This is a genomic window from Paraburkholderia sp. SECH2, assembly GCF_030464795.1.
GTDB classification, from domain to species: Bacteria; Pseudomonadota; Gammaproteobacteria; order Burkholderiales; family Burkholderiaceae; genus Paraburkholderia; species Paraburkholderia aspalathi.
Genome location: NZ_JALPRH010000018.1, coordinates 90,567 through 110,637, shown reverse-complemented (window position 1 = coordinate 110,637; position 20,071 = coordinate 90,567). Strand labels below are relative to the sequence as shown.

General features: G+C 61.5%; 20 protein-coding genes. 17 read left to right on the top strand and 3 right to left on the bottom strand.

The annotated features are described in order from the left end of the window. The first annotated feature begins 296 nt into the window (after positions 1-296). Both groES and groL read left to right on the top strand, forming a co-directional pair. Positions 297-587: a co-chaperone GroES gene (groES, locus tag M0D66_RS25835; protein ID WP_007178996.1), complete on the top strand. Its 291-nt coding sequence runs from the start codon at positions 297-299 to the stop codon at positions 585-587. A gap of 54 nt (positions 588-641) precedes the next feature. After that, complete coding sequence (gene groL, locus M0D66_RS25830) at positions 642-2,282, top strand: chaperonin GroEL (RefSeq protein ID WP_054041672.1); 1,641 nt, start codon at positions 642-644, stop codon at positions 2,280-2,282. Positions 2,283-2,426: 144 nt separating this feature from the next. On the opposite strand, the gene cysC is transcribed toward groL, so the two are convergent. Further along, on the bottom strand, positions 2,427-3,053 hold the full coding sequence (gene cysC, locus M0D66_RS25825; protein ID WP_200566652.1) for an adenylyl-sulfate kinase: 627 nt from the start codon (positions 3,051-3,053) through the stop codon (positions 2,427-2,429). Between the two features lie 544 nt (positions 3,054-3,597). Further along, entirely contained in the window at positions 3,598-4,458 is an 861-nt protein-coding gene (locus tag M0D66_RS25820) for a hydroxymethylpyrimidine/phosphomethylpyrimidine kinase (protein WP_054041676.1), read from the bottom strand. 298 nt (positions 4,459-4,756) lie between these two features. On the opposite strand from M0D66_RS25820, the gene M0D66_RS25815 reads away from it, so the two are divergent. The 8 genes from M0D66_RS25815 to M0D66_RS25780 all read left to right on the top strand — a co-directional run bounded on the left by M0D66_RS25815 (position 4,757) and on the right by M0D66_RS25780 (position 11,787). Next, positions 4,757-4,927: a rubredoxin gene (locus tag M0D66_RS25815; RefSeq protein ID WP_007178992.1), complete on the top strand. Its 171-nt coding sequence runs from the start codon at positions 4,757-4,759 to the stop codon at positions 4,925-4,927. Positions 4,928-5,191: 264 nt separating this feature from the next. Continuing rightward, the gene (locus M0D66_RS25810; protein ID WP_266211926.1) at positions 5,192-6,601 is read left to right on the top strand and encodes a hypothetical protein; all 1,410 of its coding nucleotides are present in this window, start codon (positions 5,192-5,194) and stop codon (positions 6,599-6,601) included. Between the two features lie 275 nt (positions 6,602-6,876). Then, on the top strand, positions 6,877-7,455 hold the full coding sequence (locus M0D66_RS25805; RefSeq protein ID WP_054041678.1) for a YqgE/AlgH family protein: 579 nt from the start codon (positions 6,877-6,879) through the stop codon (positions 7,453-7,455). After that, positions 7,452-7,892, top strand: a complete 441-nt coding sequence (gene ruvX / locus M0D66_RS25800; RefSeq protein WP_266211925.1) for a Holliday junction resolvase RuvX — start codon at positions 7,452-7,454, stop codon at positions 7,890-7,892. Before M0D66_RS25805 ends, ruvX begins: the two co-directional genes overlap by 4 nt. After that, positions 7,879-8,409, top strand: a complete 531-nt coding sequence (pyrR, locus tag M0D66_RS25795; protein WP_266211924.1) for a bifunctional pyr operon transcriptional regulator/uracil phosphoribosyltransferase PyrR — start codon at positions 7,879-7,881, stop codon at positions 8,407-8,409. The genes ruvX and pyrR overlap by 14 nt, the downstream gene beginning before the upstream one ends. A 71-nt stretch (positions 8,410-8,480) precedes the next feature. After that, positions 8,481-9,506, top strand: a complete 1,026-nt coding sequence (locus M0D66_RS25790; RefSeq protein ID WP_120346234.1) for an aspartate carbamoyltransferase catalytic subunit — start codon at positions 8,481-8,483, stop codon at positions 9,504-9,506. 92 nt (positions 9,507-9,598) lie between these two features. Then, positions 9,599-10,879, top strand: a complete 1,281-nt coding sequence (locus tag M0D66_RS25785; protein WP_266211922.1) for a dihydroorotase — start codon at positions 9,599-9,601, stop codon at positions 10,877-10,879. Between the two features lie 38 nt (positions 10,880-10,917). After that, the gene (locus M0D66_RS25780; protein WP_266211921.1) at positions 10,918-11,787 is read left to right on the top strand and encodes a 1-acyl-sn-glycerol-3-phosphate acyltransferase; all 870 of its coding nucleotides are present in this window, start codon (positions 10,918-10,920) and stop codon (positions 11,785-11,787) included. A gap of 9 nt (positions 11,788-11,796) precedes the next feature. Here M0D66_RS25780 and M0D66_RS25775 read toward each other — a convergent pair whose 3' ends face one another. Then, on the bottom strand, positions 11,797-12,711 hold the full coding sequence (locus M0D66_RS25775) for a symmetrical bis(5'-nucleosyl)-tetraphosphatase (RefSeq protein ID WP_266211920.1): 915 nt from the start codon (positions 12,709-12,711) through the stop codon (positions 11,797-11,799). A 226-nt stretch (positions 12,712-12,937) separates the two neighbouring features. Between M0D66_RS25775 and M0D66_RS25770 the strand changes: the two genes are divergently transcribed. The 7 genes from M0D66_RS25770 (at position 12,938) to M0D66_RS25740 (ending at position 20,068) form a co-directional block, all read left to right on the top strand. Next, positions 12,938-13,849 carry a GDP-mannose 4,6-dehydratase gene (locus tag M0D66_RS25770; RefSeq protein ID WP_266211919.1) on the top strand — a complete coding sequence of 304 codons (912 nt, stop codon included), beginning with the start codon at positions 12,938-12,940 and terminating at the stop codon, positions 13,847-13,849. A 297-nt stretch (positions 13,850-14,146) separates the two neighbouring features. After that, on the top strand, positions 14,147-15,208 hold the full coding sequence (gene rfbB, locus M0D66_RS25765) for a dTDP-glucose 4,6-dehydratase (protein WP_266211918.1): 1,062 nt from the start codon (positions 14,147-14,149) through the stop codon (positions 15,206-15,208). A gap of 10 nt (positions 15,209-15,218) precedes the next feature. Continuing rightward, the gene (gene rfbA, locus M0D66_RS25760; protein WP_093636425.1) at positions 15,219-16,112 is read left to right on the top strand and encodes a glucose-1-phosphate thymidylyltransferase RfbA; all 894 of its coding nucleotides are present in this window, start codon (positions 15,219-15,221) and stop codon (positions 16,110-16,112) included. Next, positions 16,097-16,648: a dTDP-4-dehydrorhamnose 3,5-epimerase gene (gene rfbC, locus M0D66_RS25755; RefSeq protein ID WP_266211917.1), complete on the top strand. Its 552-nt coding sequence runs from the start codon at positions 16,097-16,099 to the stop codon at positions 16,646-16,648. Before rfbA ends, rfbC begins: the two co-directional genes overlap by 16 nt. Before the next feature lie 11 nt (positions 16,649-16,659). After that, entirely contained in the window at positions 16,660-17,586 is a 927-nt protein-coding gene (rfbD, locus tag M0D66_RS25750; protein WP_266211916.1) for a dTDP-4-dehydrorhamnose reductase, read from the top strand. 246 nt (positions 17,587-17,832) lie between these two features. Next, positions 17,833-19,248 carry a mannose-1-phosphate guanylyltransferase/mannose-6-phosphate isomerase gene (locus M0D66_RS25745; RefSeq protein ID WP_266211915.1) on the top strand — a complete coding sequence of 472 codons (1,416 nt, stop codon included), beginning with the start codon at positions 17,833-17,835 and terminating at the stop codon, positions 19,246-19,248. A gap of 1 nt (position 19,249) precedes the next feature. Continuing rightward, positions 19,250-20,068 carry an ABC transporter permease gene (locus tag M0D66_RS25740; protein ID WP_266211913.1) on the top strand — a complete coding sequence of 273 codons (819 nt, stop codon included), beginning with the start codon at positions 19,250-19,252 and terminating at the stop codon, positions 20,066-20,068. Positions 20,069-20,071 lie beyond the last annotated feature (3 nt).

Here is a 20,071-nt window from a genome sequence, read left to right as displayed (position 1 = left end):
GGAATAGCCGTCCGGAAGCGCGCAGCGCGCAACCTGATGGCGGCGAGTGCGCACGGATAACCTGCTGTATTTAAAGGTGATCCTTCAGGCATCTTCAGTTTTCGCTGCGGTGCAAGGTTCAGGCGTGAGCGAATGTCGACATCGTCAACTGTCAAAGCGACATCCCTTCTTGAATTTGTCACCACCCGTCCATATAATTAGCACTCGCTGCACGAGAGTGCTAACAACATCGCCGGTTGGCTCAGCCAGCCGGGTTTTCTCAGCGTTCTTCAGTCTCAATCAAGAGAGGAGTATGTATGAACCTTCGTCCTTTGCATGATCGCGTGATCGTCAAACGTCTGGATCAAGAAACCAAGACCGCGTCGGGCATCGTGATCCCCGAAGCCGCAGCAGAAAAGCCGGATCAAGGCGAAATTCTGGCAGTCGGCCCGGGCAAGCGTGACGACAAAGGCGCACAAATCGCCCTCGACGTGAAAGTTGGTGACCGCGTCCTGTTCGGCAAGTATGCAGGCCAGACCGTCAAGGTCGACGGCAACGAACTGCTCGTGATGCGCGAAGAAGACATCATGGCCGTGGTGCAGAAGTAAGCGCCAGTCGCTACTTTTCCCGGTCATATCCCAAAGAATTCAAGGAGTTAGAAGATGGCAGCTAAAGACGTCGTATTCGGTGATTCCGCCCGTGCCAAGATGGTTGAAGGCGTGAACATCCTCGCGAACGCTGTGAAGGTCACGCTGGGCCCGAAGGGTCGCAACGTTGTCCTGGAACGCAGCTTCGGCGGCCCGACGGTCACGAAGGATGGTGTTTCGGTCGCGAAAGAGATCGAACTGAAAGACAAGCTCCAGAACATGGGCGCACAAATGGTCAAGGAAGTTGCTTCCAAGACCAGCGACAACGCAGGTGACGGCACCACGACCGCAACGGTTCTGGCTCAGTCGATCGTCCGCGAAGGCATGAAGTACGTTGCATCGGGCATGAACCCGATGGACCTGAAGCGCGGTATCGACAAGGCTGTGTTCGCAGCGATCGAAGAACTGCGCAAGATCAGCAAGCCGTGCACGACCAACAAGGAAATCGCTCAAGTCGGTTCGATCTCGGCAAACAGCGACTCGTCGATCGGCGACCGTATCGCTGAAGCGATGGACAAGGTTGGCAAGGAAGGCGTCATCACCGTTGAAGACGGCAAGTCGTTGCAAGACGAACTGGACGTTGTCGAAGGTATGCAATTCGACCGCGGCTACCTGTCGCCGTACTTCATCAACAACCCGGACAAGCAAGTTGCTGTGCTCGAAAACCCGTTCGTGCTGCTGCACGACAAGAAGGTTTCGAACATTCGTGACCTCCTCCCGGTCCTCGAGCAAGTCGCTAAGGCTGGCCGTCCGCTGCTGATCATCGCAGAAGACGTCGAAGGCGAAGCGCTGGCTACGCTGGTTGTGAACAACATCCGCGGCATCCTGAAGACTGTTGCTGTCAAGGCTCCGGGCTTCGGCGATCGTCGTAAGGCCATGCTGGAAGACATCGCGATCCTGACCGGCGGTCAAGTCATCGCTGAAGAAACCGGCCTGACGCTCGAAAAGGCAACGCTGGCTGAACTGGGTCAAGCGAAGCGCATCGAAGTGGGCAAGGAAAACACGACGATCATCGACGGCGCTGGCGAAGCAGCAACCATCGAAGCACGTGTGAAGCAAGTTCGCACGCAAATCGAAGAAGCTACGTCGGACTACGACCGTGAAAAGCTGCAAGAACGCGTGGCCAAGCTGGCTGGCGGTGTTGCAGTGATCAAGGTCGGTGCTGCGACCGAAGTCGAAATGAAGGAAAAGAAGGCACGTGTCGAAGACGCACTGCACGCAACGCGCGCAGCTGTGGAAGAAGGCATCGTTGCTGGCGGCGGCGTCGCACTGATCCGTGCACGTACGGCAATCGCTGGTCTGAAGGGCGCTAACGCCGATCAGGACGCAGGTATCAAGATCGTGCTGCGCGCGATGGAAGAGCCGCTGCGTCAGATCGTCACGAACGGTGGCGAAGAAGCCAGCGTCGTGGTGGCAGCTGTTGCTGCTGGTACGGGCAACTACGGCTACAACGCTGCAACCGGCGAGTACGTCGACCTGGTTGACGCAGGTGTCGTGGACCCGACGAAGGTGACGCGCACGGCGCTGCAAAACGCAGCTTCGGTCGCTGGCCTGCTGTTGACCACCGACGCAGCTGTTTGCGAACTGCCGAAGGAAGATGCTCCGATGGGCGGCGGTATGCCCGGCGGCATGGGCGGCATGGGCATGGACATGTAATTTCCGATTGAGCCTCACTTGGCCTCGTTTGAGGCTCAGTTGGAAACACATGGGGAGGTGCGTCGCGAGGCGTACTTCCCAGAACAAAAAACCCGCAGAAATGCGGGTTTTTTGTTCTGGGGCAAGCGGTTAGGCGATCCGGTATTACGAGCGCTCCACGCAAGCGAGATTCGTGAGGTGGTTATCGCGCAAGTAGGTAAATATATTCGCCACGCTTTCAGCCGGCGTCAGCGCTGCGGTGTCTATTTTCAATTCAGGATCGGCCGGCGCTTCATAGGCTGCTGATACGCCAGTAAACGACGCGATTTCTCCGGCTCGGGCTTTGGCGTAAAGACCTTTCGGATCACGATCGGCGCATGTATCGACCGAGGCGGAAAGATAAGTCTCGATGAAGTTACCGGCGCCAATAATTTCGCGCGCCATCGCTCTGTCTTCACGCATTGGCGAAATAAGTGCCGTGATGACGATGAGACCTGCGTCGTTCATCAATTGGGCGACGTGCGCCACCCGGCGAATATTTTCACGGCGATCTTTCTGGTCGAAGGAGAGGTCGCGCGCCAAGCCGTGGCGAATATTGTCGCCATCGAGTACATAGCATGCGCGGCCTAGTGAAACGAGTTGCTGTTCGAGTTCGAAAGCAATGGTCGATTTGCCGGCCCCGGATAATCCGGTCAGCCAGATCGTGACTGGTTTCTGGCGGAATATTTCCATCCTGTCGCGGGCGGTAATTGAGCCTTGGAAACGTTTCAGGAAGGCGTGAGACTGTCCCATTGTGATTTCCGCTCGCTTTCAGACGCAGTGTGAACGCTGCTGCCGGACTCCGGCGTTTTGCAGGGGCAAGTGTCGATTTTCGACCATGACACGAGCGCCGTCCGAAGGGCCCACGGGCAGGGGGATGCGAGTCGGCGAAGGCATGGGGATATATGACAGTTTTACGAAATGTAAAGTTTAGCTTGGCGATTACGCCGATGCTGTAACGTTTGATTACAAGTTCAAACGTATGTTGGCGTGATGAAAGGGGTGGCGGGTCCTTCCGGTTTCGCGAGGAAGTCGAGCCCGGCCGCGTGCTGAGACGAGGCCTGAGGGAGAGATCAGGGGCAGGGCGTGTCCGCAGGCGCGAAGCTTTCCAGGTCGAACATCGGTTAAGACGGAGAAAGGCGAGTTCGGGTCAAGCCTTCCGGAGGCCTGTTTCTCAAAACAAAAAACCCGCAGAAATGCGGGTTTTTTACCGGGGCTGTCGGGCCGCCGGTGAAGTGGAAACGCTCTCCAGGCGCCTGCCGCTTGCGCAGCAGACGCGTCGAGCCGAGCCGTCAAATCAATGCCGTGCTTCGCCCGGTGCCGCGTCCTTGCCCGTTGCAGGCGGCGTGTCGTCGTCGCTGCTGCGGGCCCAGAAAAAGCGGTCCGGCAGATAGGCGCCCATGCCCGGCCGAAACGCGTTGCGCATCGCCTGATACAGATACTCCTGCGCCTCGCGCACAGCTTCCGCCGGCTCCTGGCCGTTAGCCAGCAAGGCGGCAATCGCGGCGCCGAGTGTGTCGGTAATGCCCATGATCCGATGGGCGCCACGGTCCCACATATCCTGGCGCAGTTGGCCGTCTTCGCTGAACAGCGTATTAACGAGCCGGTGCGTGCCGGTTTCCGTCGACAGAATGTATTCGCAGCCTTGCGACAGCAGATGCGAGATTGCCGCGTCGAGGCTTGGTGCCTCGGCGTCGCCGTCTGGCTGGGCGAGCGCGAGCAGCGTAGCCGAATCGGCGACCAGCAAGGTGGTTTGCGGCGCCAGCAGGTCGGCGATCGCTTCGCGCAGTTCGTCGGCGGCGAGCACGTGTTCGTCGTCGAGCGTGAAATCGGGGGCGAGGATCAGCGGGATGTCGTCGTAATCGGCGACCACCTCGGCAATCGCGCTCACTACTTCCGCGCGCGTGCATGCGCCGACCTTGAACGCGGCGATCGGCATGTCTTCGAGCAGCATCCGGGCCTGGGTTGCGACCACTTCAGGATCGAGCCCGGTAACTTCATCGCAGCTTGCCGAGTCGCGCACGGTATAGCCCGTGAGCACGGAAACGCCATGGCAGCCCATGCTGGCAAGGGTCATCAGGTCTGCTTGCAGGCCGGAGCCGCCGGTGGGATCGGAAAGGCCGAAGGTGAGGACGATCGGAGGCGTATCGCTGGGCATGAAGATTTACAAAAAGGAGCTGTATTTAGGCGCAGAGGGTGCGCAATCGGCTCAATTATGCGGCCTAAACTGTCATGAGGGCGTTTTTTCGCATTCTTCGGCAGGTTGCCGCAAGCCGGCAGCACGTAAGCGGCAACCTGGCGCGCCCCCACGCGTAAGCGCCAACCAAACCGACGCAACCCTCTAGCCAAAGGCCGCCGCACACTACGATTGCACGTTTCTGTTTGCTAGGCATTGGGGCGGCAACACGGTACCATCATGGCTCCCGTTTCCACGGACTCTACGACGCGACACAAGAATGGAATATCAAAGCTGGATGTGCCTGATTTGCGGCTGGATTTACGACGAAGAAGCCGGTTTGCCGGAGGAAGGCATTGCGCCGGGCACGCGCTGGGAGGACGTTCCCATTAACTGGACCTGCCCGGAATGCGGCGCGCGCAAGGAAGACTTCGAGATGGTCCAGATCTGAGGTCCAAGGGGTAAACGGCGGTCTCCAGCTGAGCGCCTTGCCATGCCGTGTGGTTGCGGCGCGGCGTTTTGCCGGCGGCGTCGGCCGGATCGAAAGCGGTCCATGCGCTCGGCGCGCAGCCCCAACGCGGTGGCGCGGAACATCCCCGGTTGCACCGTGTCGCAGCGGTAATCTGTCATTGTCCTGTCGCCAGTTCGCGCGTTAGCCGATCAGTCTCTCGTGCAGCGCCGAAGCGGCGGCCCGTCAGCTTCCTGTCGCCTGCCCATGACTCTTCGATCCGCTGCACCCGATTCCTTCGATGCATTGCCCAATCCGCGCGGCGGCGCTGTCCGACCTGCGGAGCTGGCGCTGGCAGAGGCGTTGCTGGCGTTCGAACAACATAGAGAGAGCACCACGGCGCTGCTGCGTGCGTCACATGCGTTGCGCGAGGCCGGCTGGCTGAGCGCGCAGCGCTTCGCGGACGCGCTGGTGCGGCTCTCGCCTCTCGCCGAAGGCGATCCGGCTGACGCGGAGAGCGCGCGGCGCGTGTTCGGCGCCGCATTGCACGATTTCCGCGCGGCGCTCGAGCGCCACAATCTGCGCGAACTGTCCTGCTCGTCCACGCTGTTCCATCACTATCACGCGCTGTGTGCCCATCTGTCGGAGCACACGCCGGGTTCGACCGTCGCGTTCGAAGATCTCGCGTTGAGCGCGCGCCCGGTGCCGCCGGTGTCGCTGCATAGCCAGTCCGCGGATCAACTCGCCCATTTGCGGGCGCGCTACGAGCGCGCGCTGCTGCCGGTGTTGCGATCGCAGCCGGATAGCAGTGGGGCTGCGCTGGCGTTCACGAACGCGGCGCTCGACGAGCTGGACGCCGTCTTTACCGAACTTGCCGGCCCGGACCCCTACGATTTCTGGCGTCTCGCCAAAGCTTGCGCCAAGGCGCTGCGAGTCAGCGGCCGCGCCACCGGAGATGCCGACGCGCGGCGTTTCTATGCGCGCTGCAACCTCACCCTGGCCGATCATGCGCACGGCATCGAGCGCGCGCCGCGTTCGCTGGTGCGCGCAACGCTGGCGCTGCTGTGGCGCGATTACGCGCTGTTCGGCGCTGCAGCGGAAGACGCCGATCAGGTCGAAGTGCTGCACGACTATGGTTTGACGGTCGATTGGCACGTCGCGGGCACCCAGGCATCCGAAATGCTTTGGGAAGCTGGCGCCGTGCAGGCGCAGGCGGTCAGCGCGACCCGCAGCACGCTGACGCGCGAGCTGGGCGTGTTAACCGTCAACGCGCATGCGTATGAAGATTTCCTGCAAACGGCCGATGCGTCGGTTTCGGCGCTGACTGAGCACGCCCGTGCGGCCGACCAGCCGGAGAAAGCCGATCCGAGCGAAGCGTTGCAGGCGGGCGACGCCGCCTACCGGCTCGGTGCCGCCGCGTGCGCGCTGGGCCTCGGCCACGTGGCGCTGGTTGCCGATGCGCTCGGGCTCGCCTGGCGCCGCCGCGCGCACGCCGGCGTATCGACGCCGGCGGTGCGCTCCCATGTCATCGTCGGTGCACCAGCGGCGAGCACGCTCGAGCAGGCTGCCGAAGCGTTGCGTGCGATGCTGCACAAAGTCGCCGCGGGCGTCGCGCCGACAAGCAGCAACGCTGCGTTGGCCGCATTGACGCGTTCGATCGAGCAGGGCGGCGCCTGAACTGCTGGCTGCGGCATCACTGCGTTATCAATCAGCAGCATGCCCTGCGCACCGGCACACATCCTCAGCTATCAACGCGAGGCGCAATGTTCGAACCCGGAGGCACGCGATATGCGTGTCGTAAACACCGCTGAGCGCACCATGGACAAGGTCTGCGTGCGTGATAGAGTGCAACTTGATTCGCCGTCGATGGCTCGCGGCGCACTTCATCGCGCACATCGCGGTCACGCGCTCAAAGCCCGCCATCCCGCACCGTCTTTGCTAAAATCCGAACTATGTCCAAGAGTACCGATCGCATCAATCTGACCAACCAGTTCCTGATCGCCATGCCGAGCATGGCCGATCCCACGTTTTCAGGAACGGTGGTCTACCTTTGCGATCACAGTGAGCGCGGTGCGCTCGGCCTCGTGATCAACCGGCCGACCGATATCGACCTTGAAGCGCTCTTCAGTCGCATCGATCTCAAGCTCGAGATCGAACCCCTTCTCCATGTGCCTGTGTATTTCGGCGGCCCGGTACAAACCGAGCGCGGCTTCGTGCTGCACGATCCGAAAGACGGCAATGCGTATACGTCGTCCATGTCGGTGCCGGGCGGGCTCGAGATGACCACGTCGAAAGACGTGCTTGAAGCCGTCGCGAGCGGCACTGGTCCGGAGCGCTTTCTGCTCACGCTCGGCCATGCCGGCTGGGGCGCGGGTCAGCTCGAAGAAGAGATTTCGAAGAACGGCTGGCTCACGGTTGAAGCCGACCCGAAAATCGTGTTCGACGTGCCCGCCGAAGAGCGTTTGGAAGCGGCGCTCGCGCTGCTCGGCATTTCACTGTCGATGCTGTCGGGCGAAGCAGGTCACGCATGAGCCTGGCAGCCGGACGTGAAGCGACGCTGCTTGCGTTCGACTACGGTGAAAAGCGGATCGGCGTGGCAGTGGGCAATTCGCTCACCCGCAGCGCACGGGCGCTCGTGATCGTGCAGAACCGCAGCCGCGAATACCGTTTCGAGGCGATCGGCAAGCTGATCAGCGAGTGGAAGCCGGACGCGCTGGTAGTCGGTTTGCCCATGCACCCGGACGGCATGCCGCACGAAATGACCCAACTCGCGAAGCGCTTCGGCAATCAGCTGAATGGCCGCTTCAATCTGCCGGTGACATGGATCGACGAGCGCTATTCGTCGGTCGAGGCGAAGGCGGAAATCCGCGCCGGCAACGGCCGCGCCGACATGCTCGACGCCGAAGCCGCCAGCATCATCCTCCAGCAATATCTAGACGGACTTTCCGACGATCATGAGTTCCATTGACGCCGAAGCGCTTTATCGCGCCGTGCTCGACCAGGTTCGCGCGGCGTATGGCGACGCCTTCAGCGCTGCCGATGGCCCCGTGCTGGCCGGCATCTACAGCGGCGGCGCCTGGCTCGCCGAGCGCCTTGCGCGCGATCTGAAAGCGCCGAGCTTCGGCGTGGTGAATGTCGCGCTGCATCGCGACGACTACGCGAAAAAAGGCCTGCACTCGCAGGCAAGCCCGACCTCGCTGCCGTTTTCCGTGGACAAGCGCCGCATCGTGCTGGTGGACGACGTGCTGTACACCGGCCGCACGATTCGCGCGGCGTTGAATGAGCTGTACGACTACGGCCGTCCGGCATCGGTCGAACTGGCGGTGCTCGCCGATCGCGGTGGACGCGAGTTGCCGGTGGCGGCGCGTTTTGTCGGCGGCGTGGTGGATGTGCCGGCCGACGCGACGCTCGTGCTTGCCCGCGAAGCAGGCGGCGCCGACGGCAATCAGCGTTTCACCTTTCACACCGAAGCACGCGTCGATTGAACGCAGCTTTGCGCATTGAGCAAGGCGTCGACGGCGAACACGTTGAAGCCCGTATTTGAAGCAGGTACACAATGAACACCGCCACCCAGGCCTCCCAGGATTCCGCCGACAGCGCCACCGAGCGCTTCCGTTATGGCTTTCTGAAGGGCAATCCGCAGCTCACGAAGAACGGCGAGCTCAAACATTTGCTGTCGATCGAAGGGTTGCCGAAGGCGATCGTCAATCACATTCTCGATACCGCCGACCAGTTCGTCAGCGTGACGGATCGCGAAGTGAAGAAGGTGCCGCTGTTGCGCGGCAAGTCGGTGTTCAACCTGTTCTTCGAGAACTCGACGCGCACCCGCACGACCTTCGAAATCGCCGCGACGCGTTTGTCGGCCGATGTGCTGAATCTGAACATCAATGCGTCCTCGACGAGCAAGGGCGAGTCGCTGCTCGACACGATCAACAACCTCTCGGCGATGCATGCCGATATGTTCGTTGTGCGTCATGCATCGAGCGGTGCACCGTACCTGATCGCCCAGCACTGCGCGCCGCACGTGCACGTGATCAATGCCGGCGACGGCCGTCACGCACACCCGACCCAGGGTCTGCTCGACATGTACACGATCCGCCACTACAAGAAGGACTTCACGAATCTGCGTGTGGCGATCGTCGGCGACATTCTGCATTCGCGGGTCGCGCGTTCGGACATTCACGCGCTGACCACGCTTGGCGTGCCGGAAGTACGCGCAATCGGTCCGCGCACGTTGCTGCCGGGCGGTCTCGAGCAAATGGGCGTGCGCGTATTCCACAACCTCGACGAAGGCCTGAAAGACGTCGACGTGATCATCATGCTGCGTCTGCAAAACGAGCGGATGAGCGGCGCGCTGCTGCCGTCGGCGCAGGAGTACTTCAAGAGCTGGGGTTTGACGCCGGAGCGCCTTGCGCTCGCCAAACCCGATGCGATTGTGATGCACCCGGGGCCGATGAATCGTGGCGTCGAAATCGATTCGCAGGTGGCCGACGGTCCGCAATCGGTGATTCTGAACCAGGTGACGTTCGGCATCGCAGTGCGGATGGCGGTGATGGGAATCGTTGCGGGCAATCACGATTGATCTCGCCACGGCTCACACCCACACACTCACCAGCAAACGCGACAAGACACGCAGAACTTAGCTGAGCGCTTGGCTAAACATTAAGGCAGCGGATGAAGATTCTTATTCAAGGCGGCACGCTGATCGATCCGGCAGCGGGCACCGAACAGCAGCAGGACATTTTTATCGAAGCGGGCAAGATCGTCGCCATCGGCAACGCGCCTGCTGATTTCAGCGCAACGAAGACGATCGACGCTAAAGGCCTGCATATTGCGCCAGGCCTCGTCGACCTGTCCGCGCGCTTGCGCGAACCGGGCTACGAGCACAAGGCGACGCTCGAATCCGAAATGGCCGCGGCGCTCGCAGGCGGCGTGACGAGTCTCGTGTGTCCGCCGGACACCGATCCGACGCTCGATGAACCTGGCCTCGTCGAGATGCTCAAGTTCCGCGCGCGCAATCTGGACCAGGCGCATGTGTATCCGCTCGGCGCGTTGACCGTTGGCCTGAAAGGCCAGGTCATCACCGAGATGGTCGAGTTGACCGAGGCGGGCTGTATCGGCTTTTCGCAAGCCGATGTGCCGGTGGTCGACACACAGGTGTTGATGCGTGCGTTGCAGTACGCGAAGACTTACGGCTACACGGTGTGGCTGCGTCCGGTCGATGCCTATCTCGGCAAGGGCGGCGTGGCCGCAAGCGGCGCGTTGGCGTCGCGGCTCGGTTTGTCCGGCGTGCCGGTGTCAGCTGAGACGATCGCGCTGCACACGATTTTCGAACTGGTCCGCGTGACCGGCGCACGGGTGCATCTGTCGCACGTGTCGTCGGCGGCGGGCATTGCGCTGATGCGCGCAGCCAAGGCCGAGGATTTGCCGGTGTCGTGCGACGTCACCGTGAACCACGTGCATCTGATCGACCTCGATATCGGCTACTTCGACGCGCAGTTCCGCCTCGATCCGCCGCTGCGCCAGCAACGCGATCGCGAAGCGATCCGCGCGGGCCTCGTTGACGGTACGATCGACGCGATCTGCTCCGACCACACGCCGGTCGACGACGACGAAAAGCTGCTGCCATTCGCCGAAGCCACGCCGGGTGCAACGGGCCTGGAGCTGTTCCTGTCGCTAACAGTCAAATGGGCCGACGAAGCGGGCGTGCCGTTGGCCAAGGCGCTGAACCGCATCACCACGGCGCCGGCCGACGTGCTGAAGCTGGAGGCGGCTGGCCGCATCGCCGTGGGCGCTGTCGCCGATCTTTGCGTGTTCGACCGCAACGCGTATTGGCGCGTCGAGCCGCGTGCGTTGAAGAGCCAGGGGCACAACACGCCGTTCCTCGGCTATGAACTGCCGGCGCGCGTGCGGGCGACGATCGTGTCCGGTCACGTTGCGTTCGAACAGCGCTAATATTCGCGGCATTGCCCAGTTACGGAAAGCTCCGACAAATGAAGCTCGCGTTACGCAAGGCCCGTCTCGTCGCCCATCTGCTGCATGGCATGTGGATCGTTGCGACGCGCTTTTCCAAGGTCGGTGCGGAGGGGCGGCAGACGCTCAACCGCGAATGGTCACTGAAAATGCTGCGTCTATGCGGGATGCGGCTCGTCGTGCATAACGACAGCGCGCGGCTCGACCGCGGCGCGTTGGTGGTCGCCAATCACATCTCGTGGATCGACATCTACGTGATCAATGCGTGGCGGCCTACGCCGTTTGTCTCGAAGGCTGAGATCCGTCAGTGGCCGGTGGTCGGCTGGCTGGCGCAGCAACTCGACACCGTGTTCATCCAGCGCGAGAAGCGCAGCGACGCGAAGCGGATCATGCACGAACTGTCCGACCGCCTGAGCGCGGGCGAGCTGATGTGCGTGTTTCCTGAAGGGACGACGACGAACGGTCTGGCGCTGCTGCCATTTCACGCGAATATGTTCCAGGCCGCCGTGTCGGCCTCGGTGCCGGTGCAGCCACTGTGCATCATGTACGAAGATGCGCAGGGCCGGCAATCCACCGCGCCCGCGTATATCGACGATCTGACGCTGGCTGATTCGCTGAACATGCTGTTGAGCGGCGGGCCGTTGACCGCGCACGTGTATGTCGGCGCGCCGCTTGCGCCGGGTGCGGATCGGCGCATGCTGGCGGCGGAGGCGGAAGGGGTGATTGCTGCGGCGCTGCTAGAGATGCAGGGCGGCATGACGAGGTCGGGTGCTGCGATCGCGGCGTCGATTTCTTCAGCAGACGCTCACAACACGCACAACGCCTCGGATGCTTCCAACGTTTTGCCGGCGCTGATCGATCCCGTCGATCAATCTGGCCGGTCGGCGTAGCAGCGCAGCTTAATTACCCCCGCCTGCTACGCGGCAAGTTTCGCAGTCGACCTGCGTGAGCGTGCGCTCCGCGGGATTCTGCGCAAGGCGCACGGCCGAGAGCTTCTCCCCCCAAACGCAGCCGGAATCCAGCCCGATCAGGTTGTCGCGCAGGGTCAAGCCGAGCGCGGCCCAATGGCCGAACACCACGGTGATGTCCGCGGTCTTGCGCGACGGCACATCGAACCACGGCATGCTGCCCGGCGGCGCCGAATTCAGGCCAGCGCTGCTGCTGAAATCCATTACGCCTTCGGCATTGCAGAAGCGGATGCGCGTCAACGCACTGCACGTCAGGCGCAGCCGCTCGATGCCCTTGATGCCGGGCGTCCAGCGATTCGGCTCGTTGCCATAGAGCCCAGCGAGCGTTTCCTTCCAGTTCGGTGCGCGCAGCGCCCGCTGCAATTCGTCGGCGAGTTCCATCGTCATGGTGGCATCCCATTGCGGCAGCACGCCCGCATGCACCATCAGCATGCCGTTATCGAAATGCGCGATCGGACGGTGGCGGACCCAGTCGAGCAGATCGGCGGCATCCGGTGCGGCGAGAATGTCGTCGATCGTGTCGCCTTTCTTCGATTTGCGAATCCCCGCCGACACCGACAGCAGATGCAGGTCATGGTTACCCAGCACCGGCACCGCACGGTCCCCCAGCGCAATGATGTCGCGCAGCGTGGCGAGCGATTCGGAGCCGCGGTTGATCAGGTCGCCCGCGAACCACAGCGGCGTGCCTTCGGGCGGCGCGGCTTTGGCCAGCAATTGCTGGAATGGCGTGCGGCAGCCCTGCAGGTCACCGAAAGCGAGCGGTAGCAGGTGCGGCTCTGAAACGGCAGCGGATCCGGCACTAAACGCAGCAGGGGAGGCGACGGTGGAAGCGGTGGAGGATGTCATCGGAAAGTCGGTGCAGTTCGATACACGCGGTTACGAACAAGGCGGGCCGCGTTGGGCGGTGCAGCAAATTAGCGTGACATAATAGCCCGTTTGAAGCACGGATATCGTGGCAAGCCCCGCCGGGAGCCGCAAGCAAGTGGCATTCCCAGGGGCGTTGTCAGGCGCACCGCAAGGGCCGCGCGCGATATTGCACTACAACAGGATGACCCTCGTGAACGGAGAAAGCATGTCGTCTATTCATGCGAATCAACCTATCCGAACGCTCGTCACCGGGGCGAGTGGCTTCACGGGCCGCTATCTGGTCGACAATCTGCTCGGCCGCGGCCATACCGTGATCGAAACAGTGGCTGGGCGCGACGAGCCTGAAACGCCGACGCGCCTCAGGCTCGACATTACGTCGCCCGACGCCTGCCGGCGCGTGATCGAAACCGCGCGGCCCGACTATATCGTGCATCTGGCGGCGATCAGCTTCGTGGGCCATAACGATCCGCTCGACTTTTACCGCGTCAACGTGATCGGCACGCTGAATCTGCTGGAGGCCTGTGCGGCCGTCGGCCATACGCCGCGCAAGCTGTTGATCGCGAGCAGCGCGAATGTCTACGGCAATGTCACCAGCGACGCCATCGACGAAACCTTCCCCGTCACCCCGGTGAACCACTACGCCGCCAGCAAGGCGGCCATGGAAACGATGGTGCGGACCTGGTTCGACCGCCTGCCCATCCTGATCGTGCGGCCGTTCAACTACACGGGCCGTGGCCAGGCCTCGAACTTCCTTGTGCCGAAGATCGTCGAGCATTTCGCGCGCCGCGAGCCGACGATCGAGCTCGGCAATATCGACGTGGCGCGTGATTTCTCAGACGTGCGCTACGTGGCGAACGCCTATGAGGCTTTGCTCGACTCGGAGGCCGCTGCTGAAACGGTCAACGTCTGTACCGGCACCCCTTATACGCTGCGGGACATTCTCTCTGCTGCGAGCGATCTGACCGGGCATGAACTCGAAATCCGGATCAATCCGGCGTTCGTGCGACAAACCGACGTGAAGATGCTGGCCGGGTCGCCCGCCAAGCTGCACTCGCTGGTGCCGAAGGTCGAGGCGATTCCTTTCATGGATACGCTACGCTGGATGTTGGCCGCTTAATTGGCGCAACCAGCGGTATCTGCGGGTATCTGCCGTTATCTTGTGCCGCTGCCTCGCGCCAATCCATGCCCTTGGTGGGAATGGAAACCAAACTTGTCAAGCTGTTTCAAGTTGTTAGGGTTCTAGTTTTTGCCCCGCGCGGCTTTATAATCAGGGCTTTATAAGATTGGCGTCTGAGCGCCTGCCCGCAGTGTGAGGGGCGGCGCCGGGCGTTGAAAAAACTCGGACTCCACCACGCGGGGTGCGTAGATCGGCGAAACGATGCCGATTTGCCGCCAACATCTAGAAGGGAAATTCATGATCCTGGTAACGGGCGGTGCCGGCTTTATCGGCGCCAATTTCGTGCTCGACTGGCTCGATGCGTCGGACGAAGCGGTGCTGAACGTAGACAAACTGACCTACGCCGGCAATCTGGGTACGCTCAAATCGCAACAGGGCAATCCCCGCCATGTGTTCGCGCGGGCCGATATCTGCGATCGTGCCGCGATGGATGCGCTCTTTGCCGAGTACAAGCCACGCGCCGTGCTGCACTTTGCCGCTGAAAGCCATGTGGATCGCTCGATTCACGGCCCGGCTGATTTCGTGCAGACCAACGTGGTCGGCACCTTCACGCTGCTCGAAGCCACCCGTCAGTACTGGAATACGCTCGGCGAGGCCGACAAGGCCGCGTTCCGTTTCCTGCATGTCTCGACCGACGAAGTGTTCGGTTCGCTGTCCGCTACCGATCCGCAATTTTCCGAAACCACGCCGTACGCGCCGAATAGCCCCTATTCGGCCACCAAGGCGGGTTCCGACCATCTGGTGCGCGCCTACCATCACACGTATGGCCTGCCGGTGCTCACCACGAACTGCTCGAACAACTACGGCCCGTACCAGTTCCCCGAAAAGCTGATTCCGCTGATGATCGCCAACGCGCTCAGCGGCAAGGCGCTGCCGGTGTACGGCGACGGTCAGAATGTGCGCGACTGGTTGTATGTCGGCGACCATTGCAGCGCGATCCGCGAAGTACTCGCGCGCGGCACGCCGGGCGAGACATACAACATTGGCGGCTGGAACGAAAAGAAGAACCTCGACGTCGTGCATACGCTGTGCGACCTGCTCGACCAGTTGCGTCCGAAGGCAGGCGCCTCGTACCGCGACCAGATCACCTATGTGAAGGATCGTCCCGGCCACGACCGCCGTTATGCGATCGACGCCCGCAAGCTCGAGCGCGAACTCGGCTGGAAGCCGGCGGAGACGTTCGAGACAGGCCTCGCCAAGACGGTCCAGTGGTACCTGGACAATCAGGTGTGGTCTGACGAAGTCGCTTCGGGTGAGTATCGGAAGTGGGTTGAGACCAACTACGCGCAACGCGCGTAAGGGCACGGCAATGGCGCGCAAAGGCATTATTCTCGCGGGCGGATCGGGCACGCGCCTGTATCCGATTACGCATGTCGTCTCCAAGCAGTTGCTGCCGGTCTACGACAAACCGATGATCTACTACCCGCTGTCCACGCTGATGGTGGCGGGGATTCGCGACGTGCTGATCATCTCAACGCCGCAAGATACGCCGCGTTTCGAAGCCATGCTCGGCGACGGCAGCCAGTGGGGCATGAACATCCAGTACGCGGTTCAGCCTTCGCCGGACGGTCTCGCGCAGGCGTTCATCATCGGCCGCGACTTTGTGGGCAACGATCCGTCGGCGCTGATTCTCGGCGACAACATCTTCTACGGTCACGATCTCGCGAAGCAGCTGGAACGCGCGAACGAGAAAGACGAGGGCGCTACTGTCTTCGCCTATCACGTGCACGATCCGGAGCGGTATGGCGTCGTCGAATTCGACAAGCAGTTCCGCGCGTTGTCAATCGAAGAGAAGCCGGCCAAGCCGCGCTCGCATTACGCCGTTACTGGCTTGTACTTCTACGACAAGCAGGTCTGCGATATCGCGGCAGACATCAAGCCGTCGCCGCGCGGCGAGCTCGAAATTACGGACGTCAACTCGCGTTATCTGGCCAACGCCGCGCTCAATGTCGAGATCATGGGCCGTGGCTATGCGTGGCTCGACACGGGCACGCATGATTCGCTGATCGAAGCGGCGACGTTCATCGCGACGCTGCAGAAGCGCCAGGGTCTGGTGGTTGCGTGTCCGGAAGAGATTGCTTACCGGCAGGCATGGATCGACGGTGAACAACTGCTCGCGCTGGCCAAGCCGCTGGCGAAAAACGCGTACGGCAAGTATCTGCAAAACCTTCTTACGGACCACGTTGCATGGCCATCCAAGTAACCGCTACGGCGCTGCCTGAAGTCAAGATTATCGAGCCGAAAGTGTTCGGCGATGCCCGGGGCTATTTCTACGAAAGCTTCAATGCGGTGGAGTTCGCGGAGCACGTGGAGAAAGACGTGACGTTCGTGCAGGACAACCATTCACGTTCGGCGAAAGGCGTTCTGCGCGGCCTTCACTATCAGATTCAGCACGCGCAGGGCAAGCTCGTGCGCGTGGTTGAAGGGGAAGTGTTCGACGTTGCTGTCGACATCCGCAAGAGTTCGCCGAATTTCGGCAAGTGGGTGGGTGCGATGCTGTCGGTTGAAAATCATCGGCAGATGTGGGTTCCACCTGGCTTTGCACATGGCTTCGTGGTGTTGTCCGAATCTGCGCAGTTCCTCTACAAAACTACCGACTACTGGTTTCCGGAACACGAGCGCAGTATTGTTTGGAATGACCCGTCGGTCGGCATCGAATGGCAGATCGATTTCGAGCCGTTGCTGGCTGCGAAGGATGCGGCAGGCAAGCGCCTCGCCGATGCTGAAGTCTACGCCTAAGGGGTTGCCGCATGAGCGCACATGATGCCAGGCGGACGATTCTCGTCACCGGTGTAAACGGCCAGGTAGGCTTCGAGCTCGCGCGTACGCTGCAAGGGCTCGGCAACGTGGTCGCGGTTGATCGCGCCACGCTGGACCTGTCCAATCTGGACCAGGTCCGTGCGGTTGTTCGCGACGTGCGGCCTACGCTGATCGTCAACCCGGCGGCCTACACCGCGGTCGACAAGGCAGAAGAGGAATTCGATCTCGCCATGCGCATCAACGGCGAAGCGCCGGGCGTGCTGGCTGAAGAAGCGAAAAAGCTCGGTGCAGCGTTGATTCACTACTCGACCGATTACGTGTTCAACGGTGAGAAAGACGGCGCCTACGTCGAAGACGATCCCACCGACCCTCAGAACGCCTACGGCCGCACCAAGCTCGCTGGCGAGCGGGCCATCGCCGCGACTGGCGTGAATCACCTGGTGCTGCGTACGAGCTGGGTGTACGGCACCCGCGGCAAGAATTTTCTGCTCACCATGCTGCGTCTCGGCGCCGATCGGCCCGAGTTGAAGGTGGTTGCCGACCAGTTCGGCGCGCCGACCTGGAGCAACACGATCGCGACGCTCAGTGCGCATCTGAGCGCACAGGCTTTTGCCGCGGAAGACGGCGCCACGTGGTGGAGCGAGCGCTCGGGCATCTATCACCTGTGCGCCGGCGATGCGACTTCGTGGCACGGCTTCGCATCGGCCATTTTCGAGCTCGCGGACCTGCCGAACCGGCCGAAGGCGCTGCCGATTCCGGCTTCCGACTATCCGACACCGGCAAAGCGTCCGTCCAATTCACGCATGTCGAACGAGAAGCTGGCACAGGTGTTCGGGCTTGCCGCGCCGCATTGGCGCGATGCCTTGAAGCTGTGCCTGACCGACGCTTTTCCTCGGTCGCCTGCAGCCCGTTCTTAACGCATAGCACGCGCCCTCGCTCGAAGCTCGCCTGGCGGCGTAGCGCCTTAGCTGTCTGACGATCGTGAAAGGGGGCGGGGGTAGAATATCGGTCAGTCTGGAAGGCTCGCGCCGGCCCCGAATGTGGGCCTGGCACGTCAACGTTCAGGGCGCGCAGATCGTCGCACAGCCCATTGATTTTCTGGGTTGTGCTGACTATTCGTGGTCATGGCACTTCCGTAATAAATACGGTACTGAGAGGACTCTGTGAGTTTGTTACCGATCATTCTTTGTGGCGGGGCGGGTTCGAGACTATGGCCGGTCTCGCGCGAGTCGCACCCGAAACCGTTCATCCGCCTTGCGGATGGCGAAAGCTTGCTGCAAAAGGCGTTCTTGCGCGCGGTGGCACTGCCGGGCGTGAAGGAAGTGCTCACGGTAACGAACCGCGATCTGTTCTTCAAGACCGAGGACGATTTCCGCGAAGTGAACGCGAAAGGCTGTGCAACCTCGTTCATTCTCGAACCGTTTGGCCGCAACACGGCTGCTGCGGTTGCCACGGCGGCGTTGCATACGGCGAAAGTGCACGGCGACCAAACGGTCATGCTGGTGCTGGCCGCCGATCACCTGATTACCGACCAGCAGGCGTTCGGCCAGGCTGTCGCGGCTGCGCAGAAGCTGGCGCTGGCGGGCAAGGTGGTGACCTTCGGCGTGCATCCGGAAACGCCTGAAACCGGCTACGGCTACATCGAGGCGGATGGCGACAAGGTGGTGCGCTTCGTCGAGAAACCATCGCTCGAGAAGGCCCGCGAGTATCTCGCCTCGGGCAAGTTCGTCTGGAACTCGGGCATGTTCTGCTTCACCGCGGCCACGATCCTGAAGGAAATGAAGCAGCATTGCCCTGAGATTCTCAGCACTGCTGCCGAGTGCATGGAGAAGTCGCCTTCCGCCGCGGGTAAGGATGGCGCGCAGGTTCGTCTCGAGCCGGGCTCCTTCGGCGCGGTGCCGGACGTGTCGTTCGACTATGCGGTGATGGAGAAGTGCGAGGACGGGGCGGTGGTTCGCTGCGACATCGGCTGGACGGACGTCGGTTCGTGGACGGCGCTCAGCGATCTCTCGCCGGCGGACGGCAGCGGTAATCGCGTGGAAGGTGAAGCGCTGCTGCTCGACGTTAAGAACTGCTATCTGCGTGGCGGCGACCGGCTGATTGGCGCAGTGGGCGTCGAGAACCTGATCGTAATCGATACACCGGACGCGCTGCTCATCGCGGACAAAGACCGGGCGCAGGACGTGAAGCAGATTTTTGCCGAACTCAAGTCGCGCGGTCACGAAACGTACAAGGTGCATCGCACGGTGCATCGGCCCTGGGGAACGTATTCGGTGCTTGAAGAGGGCCCTCGCTTCAAGATCAAACGCATCGAGGTCAAGCCGGGTGGAAGTCTTAGCTTGCAGATGCATCATCACCGCAACGAGCATTGGGTCGTGGTCAGCGGCATGGCCAAGGTCGTGAACGGAGAGAAGGAGTTGTTCGTTTCGACCAACGAGTCGACCTACATCCCGGCGGGTCACAAACATCGCCTCGAGAACCCGGGCGTGGTCGAGCTCGTGATGATCGAAGTGCAGAGCGGCGAATATCTTGGCGAAGACGACATCGTCCGCTTTGAAGACATTTACGGACGTACTTGAGATGGAAATTAGTTTCATAAACGATAAAGAAGATCTGACACGCCACAATGAGCACAACGACATATCGGTCGGAATGAAGTCCGTTCGAATATGGGGAACGCTCGGTTGGCATGACATCCGGCAACGTTATCGTCGCTCTGTGATCGGTCCCTTCTGGTTTACGCTGAGTACCGTGATCATGGTAGTTGTGCTGGGCGCGTTGTATGCGACGCTGCTGAAGCAAGAGTACAAGCATTATTTGCCCTACCTGGCTGTTGGGCTGGTCGTCTGGCAGTATTTGGCGGCTGTTGCGAACGAGGGCTGTATTGCCTTCATTGGATCTGCGGGTCTGATCAAACAGGTGCGGCTGCCACTGACGATTCACGTTTGCAGAATTGCCTGGCGCAACTTTGTCATCTTGCTCCATAGCTTGCCGGTCGTCGTGGTCATGCTCATCGCTTTCGGACAGTGGCCTGGTTGGGAGTGCCTGCTGGTTCTGCCGGGGCTCGTGCTGTTGCTGTTGCAAGGTGTCTGGCTCGGCGTGATGCTTGGCGTCTTGTGCGCGCGTTTTAGAGATATCCCCCCGATTGTTGCGAACCTTATCCAGGTGGTGTTCTTCTTTACGCCAGTCATGTGGTCGCCCGAGATTTTGAAAGAGCGTGCTTGGGTCGCCGAGTACAACCCGCTTTATCACTTGATCGAGACTATCCGGGCACCGCTGATTGGTCGCCCGATACTGTGGCAATCGTGGGCATGGTCCATAGGGCTGCTCGTCGTGGGCTTTGTGTTTTCGCAGCTTCTCATGCGTCGCTTCCGTAATCGCGTTCCTTATTGGCTTTGATAT